The organism is Leptotrichia sp. oral taxon 218, assembly GCF_018128225.1.
In the GTDB taxonomy this organism is placed as follows: Bacteria; Fusobacteriota; Fusobacteriia; order Fusobacteriales; family Leptotrichiaceae; genus Leptotrichia.
The window spans coordinates 833,913-846,161 of sequence record NZ_CP072377.1 but is presented as its reverse complement, the minus strand read 5'-3'; the positions used below and the strand labels follow the sequence as shown (position 1 = coordinate 846,161).

Genomic DNA, 12,249 nt, shown 5'->3' with positions numbered 1-12,249 from the left:
TCATCTCCCGCTTGTAGAAGCCGGAGACTTCTTGCTATCTTTTGTTAAAAGTTATAATTTTTTTTATCTTTTTTTATTTTTAGCACACTTTTTAAATCTTTTCTTTTTGAAATTTCACTTCAAATTCTTTCCCAAAAAATGCAACCCCAACTTTCAAAACTCTCTCAACTCCAGCATTTCTCAAAACTGAAACATATTCTTTCTCGTCAATTTGCTTTAATGCAATTTCACACTCTTTCTCAAGTTTTTCATGAATTGCTTCAAAACTAAATTCACTTTTTATATTTACAATTTTTAACTCAAAAATAATCCCTTCTCTTCCAGTTAATTTATTTAAAGTATTCTTAGGTTTCAAAAGCAGGTCATATCGACCTTTCCCAGCAAATCCATTCGATGTAATTTCATACTCATTTTTTAACATCAAAATTAACCCTAACAGCAGTCCATGATAAAACTGCTCTTTATAATTTCCACTTACATCAAAAATCCCTGTATTTTCCAGTAAAATCTTATTCAATTCCAATTTAAATTTTTCAATATCCCCATTTCTTAATGCATCTGTCATATCTAAAAAATTATCAGTATCTCTAAAATACACTTCAATAAACATTTCAGAAAACATTTCTAAAATTTCCTTATTTGGAATTTTTATGCTAACACTTTTTTTCATTACATCATATTTTTCAGCCAAAGTCAAATATCCGCTATGAAAAAATAAATTCCAAATATTTTTTTCAAAATTATCTTCCAAATTTTCAAAAGTCATGCTGTCATTTATTCGCTTATAAATATTTTCTTCATTCAAAAGTTTTGAAAAATCTTCAAATATTTTTTCTCTCAATTTTTGTAAATACAACTGAATCAATCCATTTCCACTCGTATTCACCCAATATGCTCCAAGCCTTCTTTCATCCAAAAAATTAATAATCGACCAAGGATTATACACTTTAGTCTCCCCAAATAAATACCCATTATACCATTTCTGAACTTCTTCCAAATCATATTCCAATCCAAAATCCTTCAAAGCCTTCTCAACTTCACTCTCCAAAACTCCAAAATATTCTGTAAATCTTTTATTCAAAACGCTATGAACTTTTATATTATTCAACCCCGAAAAAATATTTTCCTTCGCAACTCTCAAAATACCAGTCATAACCCCCATTTCAAGATATTCATTATCCTTCAAAACTAACCCATAAAAACTTTTAAAAAAACTGATGGCTTTATCATAATACCCTTTAATATATGAATCTATTATCGGCTGATCATACTCATCTATTAAAACAACTACTTTTCTCCCATAATATTCATACAAATATTGCACCAAATTCCGTAACGAATTTTTCCAATCTCCTTCATCTTTTTCCAGCCAAATGCTCTCAAATTTTTCTAGTTCCCTTTTATCTAAATTATCCATCAAAATTTTATGTTCTGCATACGCATTAGCAATTGTTGTCTTTATTGTTTTAAATCCTTCTTCCCAATTCTCTTCATCATAATTCCTAAACGAAATCGAAATCACTGGATATTTCCCTTGCTCTGAAAAATACTCACTTTTAGAAATTTCCAAATTCTCAAACAACTTTCTATTCTCTTCTTTATTCTTAACATCAAAAAAATACCTCAACATCGACATATTCAATGTTTTTCCAAATCGTCTTGGACGAGTAAATAATTTTACTTTTGAACGCTCTTCTAAAATTTTTTCAATAAATTTAGTTTTATCAAAATAATAATAATCATACTCTATTATTTCTTTAAAATTAGATATTCCAATTGGTAATTTTTTCTTTTTAGTTTTCATAATAATCCTCCCTTTTACTTTTTTGTTTTTATCAAACTTATTTTCATTCTCATTATAATTTAGTTCATTTTATTTCTCTCTCAAATTTCACTTCAAACTCTTTCCCAAAAAATGCAACCCCAACTTTCAAAACTCTCTCAACTCCAGCATTTCTCAAAACTGAAACATATTCTTTCTCATCAATTTGCTTTAATGCAATTTCACACTCTTTCTCAAGTTTCTTTTTTAAATTATTTTTTTCTAATTTTTCAACTAAATTTACAATTTTTAACTCAAAAATAATCCCTTCTCTTCCAGTTAATTTATTTAAAGTATTCTTAGGTTTCAAAAGCAAATCATATCGACCTTTCCCAGCAAATCCATTTGATGTAATCTCATATTCATTTTTCAACATCAAAACTAATCCTAATAACAGTCCATGATAAAACTGCTCTTTATAATTTCCACTTACATCAAAAATCCCTATATTTTCCAACAAAATTTTTCTCAATTCAAATTTAAATTTTTCAACATCTCCATTTTTCAATGCAATTGTCATATCCAAAAAAGTTTCGTAATTCTCAAAATATATTTCAATAAACATTTCAGAAAACATTTTCAGAATTTCTTCATTCGGTATTTTCAAATAAACTTCTTCTTCATCTTCATCATATTCTTCTGTCAAAGTCAAATATCCACTATGAAAAAACAAGTTCCATACATTTTTCTCAAAATTAGCCTCCAAATTCCCAAAAGTCATGTTGTCATTTATTCTCTTTATAACGCTCTCTTTATTCAACAATTTTGAAAAATCATCAAATATTTTGTCTTTCAATTTTTGTAAATACAATTTGATTAACCCATTCCCACTCGTGTTTACCCAATAAGACTTTAATTTCCTTCGCTTTAAAAAATTAATAATCGACCAAGGATTATACACTTTCGTATCTCCAAACAAATACCCATTGTACCATTTTTGAACATCTTCTAAATCATATTCCAAATTAAAATCTTTCAAAGCATTTTCAACTTCATCTTCCATAATTCCAAAATATTCCGTAAATTCACTATCCAAAATCGTATGAACTTCCAAATTATTCAACCCCGAAAAAATATTTTCCTTCGCAACCCTCAAAATACCAGTCATAACTCCCATTTCAAGATATTCATTATCCTTCAAAACTAACCCATAAAAACTTTTAAAAAACTTATCGCCTTATCATAATATACCTTAATATACGAATCTATTATCGGCTGATCATACTCATCTATTAAAACAACTACTTTTCTCCCATAATATTCATACAAATATTGCACCAAATTCCTCAATGAACCTTCCCAATCTCCCTTATCTTTTTCTAACCAAATATCCTCAAATTTCTGTAGTTCTCTTTTATCTAAACTATCCATTAAATATTTATTTTCTGCATACACATTAGCAATTGTTGTTTTTATAGTTCTAAAACCTGTTTCCCAATTTTCTTTATCATAATTCCTAAATGAAATCGAAATCACTGGATATTTCCCCTGTTCTTCAAAATATTCACTTTTAGAAATTTCCAAATTCTCAAACAATTTTCTATTCTCTTCTTTATTCTTAACATCAAAAAAATACCTCAACATCGACATATTCAATGTTTTCCCAAATCTTCTTGGTCGAGTGAATAATTTTACTTTTGAACGCTCTTCTAAAATTTTTTCAATAAATTTAGTTTTATCAAAATAGTAATAATCATACTCTATTATTTCTTTAAAATTAGATATTCCAATTGGTAATCTTTTCTTTTTAGTTTTCATAATAAATCCCCTTTTTTTATTTTTTCGTTAAAATTTTAAACTTTTTTACAAAGTCAATTCATTTTTAGTCTTGCTAAATTTCCTATCTTTCTGATTCTTCACTCAACATTTATTCTTCTCTTTAATTATTTTTTTAATCTTTTATTCATCTTCTTTTGGATCAAGATAAAAATCAAGTTCTAATATCTCATACCAGTTATTTTCCACTTTTTCTGACATTTGCAATACCTCTTTTAACTAAATATTACTTTTAATTTTTTTTCATTTTTTCCAATGCTTCTTTTGCTTCTTTAATCCCTTTAGCTGCTGCTTTTTCATACCATTCTTTTGCTTTTTCTTTATTTCCTTTTTCGTAATAAAATTCTCCTAAATTATACATCGCTTCTGCATCACCTTTCGATGCTGATTTTTCATACCATTCTTTCGCTTTTTCTTTATCTCCTTCATTGTCATAAAGTACTCCTAAATTATACATCGCTTCTGCAAAACCTTTCGATGCTGATTTTTCATACCACTCTTTCGCTTTTTCTTTATCTCCTTCATTGTCATAAAGTACTCCTAAATTATACATCGCTTCTGCAACACCTTTCGATGCTGATTTTTCATACCATTCTTTCGCTTTTTCTTTATCTCCTTCATTGTCATAAAGTACTCCTAAATTATACATCGCTTCTGCAAAACCTTTCGCCGCTGATTTTTCATACCACTCTTTCGCTTTTTCTTTATCTCCTTCATTGTCATAAAGTACTCCTAAATTACTCATCGCTTCTGCAACACCTTTCGATGCTGATTTTTCAAGCCATTCTTTCGCCTTCGCTTTATCTCCTTCTTCATAATAAAGTAATCCTAAATAATACATCGCTTCTACATTCCCTTTCGATGCTGATTTTTCAAGCCATTCTTTCGCCTTCGCTTTATCTCCTTCTTTGGAATAAAGTAATCCTAAATAATACATCGCTTCTACATTCCTTTTCGATGCTGATTTTTCAAGCCATTCTTTGGCTTTTATCTCATCTTTTATACTCCAATAAAACTTTCCTAAATAAAACATTGCTTTTGTATTACCTTTTATTGCTGCTTTTTCAAGCCACTTTTTTGCCTCGATATCTCCATCATCTAAATAAAGAATACCTAAAGCTGCCATCGCATCCACATTTCCTTTTATTGCTACTTTCTCATACCACTCTTTCGCTTTTTTCTTATCTCCTCCCTCATTGAAAAAATTTCCTAATGCATTCATCGCTTCAGCATTCTCTTTTTCATACCACTCTTTTGTTTTCTTCTTATTTTCTTTCTCATAAAAAAAACTTTTTAAAATAACCAATGCTTCCATATTACCTTTTATTGCTGCTTTTTTAAACCACTTTTCGGCTTTTTCCCTATCTCCTTCTCCATAAAAAATACTTCCTAAAATACCCATTGCTTTTATATTACCTTTTATTGCTGCTTTTTTAAACCACTTTTTGGCTTTTTCTCTATCACCTTCCTTATTAAAAAAATTTCCTAAAGTATTCATTGCTTCTGTATTACCTTTTATTGCTGCTTTTTCGTACCACTCTTTTGCCTTCTCTTCTTCTCCTTCTTTTTCATATTGTTCTGCTCTGTTAAATAACTTTTTGGCTTCTTCTTTATTAAACTGGTTCCAAGAAAAAACTATTATTGAAATAATTAATGCTACACTAAAAAAAGATTTTTTAGATAACTTTATTCGTTTCATACAATTTATTTCTTTTGATTTTCTATCATCTTCAAAATTATTTTCAAAAAATTTCAAAAAAATTTCTCTTGCCGTTTTTTCTTCAACTACATCTCTAAATTTATCCACAAAATTTTTAATTTCAATTTCTGCAATTTCTTTTCCAAACTCTCGATTCGCATCTCTTATATTTTCCAATTCTTTTTTTATTTTTAAACATTCCATTTTTTCCAAATACTCATTATATTCTTCTATTTTATTTTGTTTTACCAATTCCCCACAAGAAGAATATAATTTTCTCTTTGCATCATTTTCAACATTATTCTTTTTCAATAATTCTCTTTTACTTTCAATTTCTTCTTCATTCCAAAAATTCAATGATAGTCCTTCAGAATGTAAAAAATCATATATATTTGCCTTGTTTAATACTTTCAAATTTTGATCTATCGCATTAAATTTCGATTGCAATATAGGAATAAATGTTTTATTAATTTTCTTTTCAAAATCTTCATAACCAGAAATTGCTATTTTTTTACCTTCACCCCAAATTTGCTCTTTTAAAAGTTTTCCATCTATCATTTTAGATTTATTTTCTTTATCTAAAATACCTTGTATTTTTTTCTCTGTTATTAACTCATTCTCAAAATCTTCTAAATATAAATCAATTTTTTTTAAAACTTTTTCTGAATTATTTTTTTTTAATTTTTTTTTATTAGATGTTTCTTTATTTTCTTCATGATACCCCATTTCACACATCATATCTTTACTATTTTCTAATTTTTCTGACATATTTATTTTCCTTTCTTATTATTCTGATAATTTTTTTAAAATTACCGCTTTTTCATATAATTCTTTTGCTTTCTCTTTTTCTCCTTCTTTGTAATAAAATTCCCCTAATTTATTCATAGCTTCTGCATCCCCTTTTGACGCTGCTTTTTCATACCATTCTTTCGCTTTCTCTTTTTCTCCTTTTTCGTAATAAATTTCTCCTAATTTATTCATAGCTCTTGTATAATCTTCTTCAATAGCTAATTTTTCATACCACTTTTTCGCTTTCTCTTTTTCTCCTTCTTTGTAATAAAATTCCCCTAATTTATTCATAGCTCTTGTATTTCCTTTTATTGCCGATCTTTCATACCACTCTTTTGCCTTCTCCTTTTTTCCTTTATCATAATAAAATATCCCTAACTCAACCATTGCTTCTGTATCCCCTTTTACCGCTGCTTTTTTATACCATTCTTTCGCTTTCTCTTTTTCTCCTTTATCGTTATAAAATTCCCCTAATTTATTCATAGCTTCTGTATCCCCTTTTACCGCTGCTTTTTCATACCATTCTTTCGCTTTCTCTTTTTTTCCTTTATCGTCATAAAATTTCCCTAATGCAGTCATTGCTTCTGCATTCCCTTTCGCTACTGCTTTTTCATACCACTCTTTTGCCTTCTCTTCTTCTCCTTTATTATAATAAGCTAAACCTAAGCCATACATTGCATCTGTATTCATATTTTCTTTTTTTATTGCCTTCTCTCCCCATTCAATTGATTTATCTACATTTTTATATAAATAAAAATGTGTTAAACTAATCATTGCTTTTACATTTCCTCTTTCTGCTGCTTTCTTATACCATTCCTCCGCTTTAAAAGATTCTTTACTATCATAATATTCTACTGATTTATTCATCGCAGCAGCAATTTCATAATATTTTCCTAATTTATTCATCGCATCTGTATTACCTTTTCTCGCAGCAACTTCATATCTCTCTTTTGCTTTTTCTTTACTTCCTTCTTTTCTATATTTTTCTGCCTGCATAAATATTTTTTTTGCTTCCTGCTCATTATATAAATTCCAAGAAAAAATTACCACAAAAATAAATACCAATCCTACAGCTATCTTAACCAAAGTTTTTTTTCGTAATTTCATCCGCTCTTTTATTTTAGAAATGTCGATTTGTCCCAATTTTCCCTTATTTTTATCACTCACAAACTTATACCCAAAATATTTTGAAAAAAATTCTCTTACAATTTTATCTTCAATTGTATCTTTAAATTTACTTTCAAAATTCTCGATTTCGCTCTCAATTTTCTTCCTTCTCAATCTTTTTTTCTCATTTTTTATAACTTCCAGTTCTTTCTCAATCTTCAAGCATTCCATTTTTTCCAAATATTCATTATATTTCTCAATCTCATCTTTTTCTACCAAATCTTTACAAAAAAGACACAATTTCTTCTTCAAATCATTTTCAGAATCATTTTTTTCAAAAGACTTTATTTTTTCTTCAATCTCCCTTTTATTTAAAAAATTTAATGTCAATTCTTGTGAATTTAAAAAATCATAAATATTCGCTTTCCCAAATGCCTTCAAATTTTTTTCTATATTCTCAAATTTAGAACTTAATTTCAAATCAAATGCTCTCTTTAAATTTTCCTCAAACTTTTCATAACTCCCAATTCCTACTTTCTTACCCTTTGACCAAATTCTCTCTTTTATAATTTTTTCATTAATTATTTTATGTTCTTCTTTTATTTTATTCAAAATATATCGTATTTTTTCTTCCGTCATCACTTCATTCTCAAAAGTTATCAAATATCTGTCAATTCCTTCAAATAACTTTTTTTGAACATCTTTTATCATCTGACTTCTTTTTTATCATCAAGTATATCTTTCAATATTTTCCCCTTTTTATTATATTCGATATACTTTGTACACAACATCCCAATTTTTCTATCCCTTTGATTTCGCACCCAATATTTATTTTTCTCTTCAATTATTTTTTTTATCTTTTGTTCATCTTCTTTTGGATCAAGATAAAAATCAAGTTCTAATATCTCATACCAATTATTTTCCACTTTTTCTGACATTTGCAATACCTCTAATTTTTTTCATTTCTTCTAATGCTACCATTGCCTCTATACTTCCTTCCGCTGCTGCTTTTTCAAATAACTCTTCTGCTTTTACTTTGTCTCCTTCTTTGTAATAAAGTACTCCTAAACCATGCATTGCTGAAACATTTCCTTTCACTGCTGATTTTTCAAGCCATTCTTTCGCTTTTACTTTGTCTCCTTCTTCGTAATAAAGTGCTCCTAAATTATACATTGCTCCTACATTTCCCTTCACTGCTGATTTTTCATACCATTCTTTTGCTTTCACTTTGTCTCCTTCTTCGTAATAAAGTACTCCTAAATTATACATTGCTTCTGCAGCACCTTTCGATGCTGATTTTTCAAGCCATTCTTTCGCTTTTACTTTGTCTCCTTCTTTGTAATAAAGTGCTCCTAAATTATACATTGCTCCTACATTTCCCTTCACTGCTGATTTTTCATACCATTCTTTTGCTTTCACTTTGTCTCCTTCTTCGTAATAAAGTGCTCCTAAATTATTCATCGCTTCTATATTTCCTTTCACTGCTGATTTTTCATACCATTCTTTTGCTTTCACTTTGTCTCCATTATTTTCATAAACTATTCCTAAATTATACATTGCCCCTACATTTCCCTTCACTGCTGATTTTTCATACCATTCTTTTGCTTTCACTTTGTCTCCATTATTCTCATAAACTATTCCTAAATTATACATTGCTCCTACATTTCCTTTCAGTGCTGATTTTTCAAGCCATTCTTTCGCTTTTGCTTTATCTCCTTCTTCGTAATAAAGCAATCCTAATTTATTCATCGCTTCTACATTTCCTTTGATTGTCGCTTTTTCATACCATTCTTTCGCTCCAATTATTTTTCCTTCTTTTTCATACTTTTCCGCTCTATTCAACAACTTTTTCGCTTCCTCTTTATTAAACTGATTCCAAGAAAAAGTTACTGTTAAAATGCATATTATTACTATTGCTGCTAAACTAAAAATAGATTTTTTAGATAACTTTATTCGTTTCATAGAATTTATTTCTTTTGATTTTCTATCATCTTCAAAATTATTTTCAAAAAATTTCAAAAAAATTTCTCTTGCAATTTTTTCTTCAACTACATCTCTAAATTTATCCACAAAATTTTTAATTTCAATTTCTGCAATTTCTTTTCCAAACTCTCGATTCGCATCTCTTATATTTTCCAATTCTTTTTTTATTTTTAAACATTCCATTTTTTCCAAATACTCATTATATTCTTCTATTTTATTTTGTTTTACCAATTCTCCACAAGAAGAATACAATTTTCTCTTTGCATCATTTTCAACATTATTCTTTTTCAATAATTCTCTTTTACTTTCAATTTCTTCTTCATTCCAAAAATTCAATGATAATCCTTCAGAATGTAAAAAATCATATATATTCGCCTTGTTCAATACTTTCAAATTTTGATCTATCGCATTAAATTTCGATTGCAATATGGGAATAAATATTTTATTAATTTTCTTTTCAAAATCTTCATAACTAGAAATTGCTATTTTTTTACCTTCACCCCAAATTTGCTCTTTTAAAAGTTTTCCATCTATCATTTTAGATTTATTTTCTTTATCTAAAATACCTTGTATTTTTTTCTCTGTTATTAACTCATTCTCAAAATCTTCTAAATATAAATCAATTTTTTTTAAAACTTTTTTTGAATTATTTTCTTTTTTTATTTTTTTTTTATTAAATGTTTTTTTATTTCCTTCATGATACTCCATTTCACACATCATATCTTTACTATTTTCTAATTTTTCTGACATATTTATTTCCCTTCTTTAATTTTTCTAATAAAATATCTAAAATTAATCCTTTTTCATTTTTTCTAATGCTTCTTTTGCTTCTTTACTTCCTTTAGTCGCCGCTTTTTCATACCATTCTTTTGCTTTCACTCTGTCTCCGTTATTTTCATAATATACACCTAAATTATTCATTGCAATTGTATCTCCTTTGGCTGCTGCTTTTTCATACCATTCTTTTGCTTTCACTTTGTTTCCATTATTTTCATAAAATACACCTAAATTAGCCATTGCAACCGTATTTCCTTTGACCGCTGCTTTTTCAACCCATTCTTTTGATTTTACTTTGTCTCCATTATTTTCATAAAATACGCCTAAATTATTCATCGCAGTTGTCTCTCCTTTGGCTGCTGCTTTTTCATACCATTCTTTTGCTTTCACTTTGTCTCCATTATTTTCATAAAATTTCCCTAAATTATTCATTGCAATCGTATTTCCTTTGGCTGCTGCTTTTGTCCCCCATTCAATTACTTTCTCATTACTTGAATATCGATTATAAAAATTCATTAAATTTTCCATTGCCTTTATATTTCCCCCTTTTGCTGCTTTTTTATACCATTCCTCCGCTTTAAAAGAATTTTCTTTAGCATAATAATATTCTCCTAATTTATTCATCGCATCTGTATTCCCTTTTCTTGCAGCAATTTCATATCTCTCTTTTGCTTTTTCTTTATTTCCTTCTTTCATATATTTTTCTGCCTGAACAAATATTTTTTCTGCTTCCTTCTTATTATATAAATTCCAAGAAAAAATTACCACAAAAATAAATACCAATCCTACAGCTATCTTAACCAAAATTTTTTTTCGTAATTTCATCCACTCTTTTATTTTAGAAATGTCGATTTGTCCCAATTTCCCCTTATTTTTATCACTCACAAACTTATACCCAAAATATTTTGAAAAAAATTCTCTTGCAACTTTATCTTCAATTGTATCTCCAAATTTACTTTCAAAATTCTCGATTTCGCTCTCAATTTTCTTCCTTCTCAATCTTTTTTTCTCATTTTTTATAACTTCCAGTTCTTTCTCAATCTTCAAGCATTCCATTTTTTCCAAATATTCATTATATTTCTCAATCTCATCTTTTTCTACCAAATCTTTACAAAAAAGACACAATTTCTTCTTCAAATCACTTTCAGAATCATTCTTCTCAAAAAACTTTATTTTTTCTTCAATCTCCCTTTTATTTAAAAAATTTAATGTCAATTCTTGTGAATTTAAAAAATCATAAATATTCGCTTTCCCAAATGCCTTTAAATTTTTTTCTATATTCTCAAATTTAGAACTTAATTTCAAATCAAATGCTCTCTTCAAATTTTCCTCAAACTTTTCATAACTCCCAATTCCTACTTTCTTACCCCTTGACCAAATTCTCTCTTTTATAATTTTTTCATTTATTATTTTATGTTCTTCTTTTATTTTATTCAAAATATATCGTATTTTTTCTTCCGTCATCACTTCATTCTCAAAAGTTACCAAATATCTGTCAATTCCTTCAAATAATTTTTTTTGAACATCTTTTATCATCTGACTTCTTTTTTCATCATCAAGTATATCTTTTAATATTTTCCCTTTTTTATTATATTCGATATACTTTGTACACAACATCCCAATTTTTCTATCCCTTTGATTTCGCACCCAATATTTATTTTTCTCTTCAATTATTTTTTTTATCTTTTGTTCATCTTCTTTTGGATCAAGATAAAAATCAAGTTCTAATATCTCATACCAGTTATTTTCCACTTTTTCTGACATATATAATACCTCTTTTAACTAAATATTATTTTTAATTTCTTTTAGTTTTATTATACCAAAAAATTTAAAAAATTTGAACTTTTTCGGCAATATTTTGTTCTATTTATCCCATATTTTCTGCACTTTTCAAAAAAATTTTTATTTAAAATAAAAAAAGAATCAACTCCTGTTTTACAAAGGAATCAATTCTTTTTTATTAGTTATAACTTTTAATTATTGTGATTGCGATAAGTCTTCACTTTCACTATTGTCTAAATGTTTAAGATACTCTGATAATCTCTTTTTCCCATCTTCTGTATCTCCAAGACTTATTCTACGCAAACCTCTAGCATTAGCCTTTTTCTGTAGATAATATTCTTTAGATTTTAGAGTTGGACTTTGTTTTTGCTTCTTTACTATTTTTTCAGTCTTTACTCTTATTTCTCCAAATTTTTCAGAAAATCCAAATGATAACCCTCCTGCCACCAAAAAAATTAATGCAACTTCTGAAATTATTTTATTTTTTCTTGACATATTTATCCCCCTCTCTACA

Annotated in this window: 7 protein-coding genes and 1 pseudogene; all 8 read right to left on the bottom strand. The window is 27.6% G+C overall.

The features are described 5' to 3' along the window. Window positions 1-91: 91 nt before the first annotated feature. The 8 genes and pseudogenes from J5A73_RS03960 to J5A73_RS03925 all read right to left on the bottom strand — a co-directional run bounded on the left by J5A73_RS03960 (window position 92) and on the right by J5A73_RS03925 (window position 12,230). Window positions 92-1,804: an AAA family ATPase gene (locus tag J5A73_RS03960; RefSeq protein ID WP_211616829.1), complete on the bottom strand. Its 1,713-nt coding sequence runs from the start codon at window positions 1,802-1,804 to the stop codon at window positions 92-94. Window positions 1,805-1,868: 64 nt separating this feature from the next. Beyond that, a pseudogene (locus J5A73_RS03955) lies at window positions 1,869-3,580 on the bottom strand (AAA family ATPase). 250 nt (window positions 3,581-3,830) lie between these two features. After that, window positions 3,831-6,065: a tetratricopeptide repeat protein gene (locus J5A73_RS03950; protein WP_211616827.1), complete on the bottom strand. Its 2,235-nt coding sequence runs from the start codon at window positions 6,063-6,065 to the stop codon at window positions 3,831-3,833. 18 nt (window positions 6,066-6,083) lie between these two features. After that, window positions 6,084-7,904 carry a tetratricopeptide repeat protein gene (locus tag J5A73_RS03945; RefSeq protein WP_211616825.1) on the bottom strand — a complete coding sequence of 607 codons (1,821 nt, stop codon included), beginning with the start codon at window positions 7,902-7,904 and terminating at the stop codon, window positions 6,084-6,086. After that, window positions 7,901-8,131, bottom strand: a complete 231-nt coding sequence (locus J5A73_RS03940) for a hypothetical protein (RefSeq protein ID WP_211616824.1) — start codon at window positions 8,129-8,131, stop codon at window positions 7,901-7,903. Before J5A73_RS03940 ends, J5A73_RS03945 begins: the two co-directional genes overlap by 4 nt. Continuing rightward, window positions 8,109-9,926, bottom strand: a complete 1,818-nt coding sequence (locus J5A73_RS03935; RefSeq protein WP_211616822.1) for a tetratricopeptide repeat protein — start codon at window positions 9,924-9,926, stop codon at window positions 8,109-8,111. The genes J5A73_RS03940 and J5A73_RS03935 overlap by 23 nt, the downstream gene beginning before the upstream one ends. A gap of 42 nt (window positions 9,927-9,968) precedes the next feature. Next, a complete protein-coding gene (locus tag J5A73_RS03930; RefSeq protein ID WP_211616819.1) occupies window positions 9,969-11,717 on the bottom strand; it encodes a tetratricopeptide repeat protein in 1,749 nt (582 codons plus the stop codon). A gap of 213 nt (window positions 11,718-11,930) precedes the next feature. Next, a complete protein-coding gene (locus J5A73_RS03925; protein WP_211616817.1) occupies window positions 11,931-12,230 on the bottom strand; it encodes a hypothetical protein in 300 nt (99 codons plus the stop codon). Window positions 12,231-12,249: the final 19 nt, after the last annotated feature.

Bases quoted from the DNA above. Each gene is read 5' to 3' on its own strand.
- J5A73_RS03935 (WP_211616822.1), bottom strand. From the start codon at position 9,926: ATGTCAGAAAAATTAGAAAATAGTAAAGATATGATGTGTGAAATGGAG.
- J5A73_RS03925 (WP_211616817.1), bottom strand. From the start codon at position 12,230: ATGTCAAGAAAAAATAAAATAATTTCAGAAGTTGCATTAATTTTTTTG.
- J5A73_RS03930 (WP_211616819.1), bottom strand. From the start codon at position 11,717: ATGTCAGAAAAAGTGGAAAATAACTGGTATGAGATATTAGAACTTGAT.
- J5A73_RS03940 (WP_211616824.1), bottom strand. From the start codon at position 8,131: ATGTCAGAAAAAGTGGAAAATAATTGGTATGAGATATTAGAACTTGAT.
- J5A73_RS03945 (WP_211616825.1), bottom strand. From the start codon at position 7,904: ATGATAAAAGATGTTCAAAAAAAGTTATTTGAAGGAATTGACAGATAT.
- J5A73_RS03960 (WP_211616829.1), bottom strand. From the start codon at position 1,804: ATGAAAACTAAAAAGAAAAAATTACCAATTGGAATATCTAATTTTAAA.
- J5A73_RS03950 (WP_211616827.1), bottom strand. From the start codon at position 6,065: ATGTCAGAAAAATTAGAAAATAGTAAAGATATGATGTGTGAAATGGGG.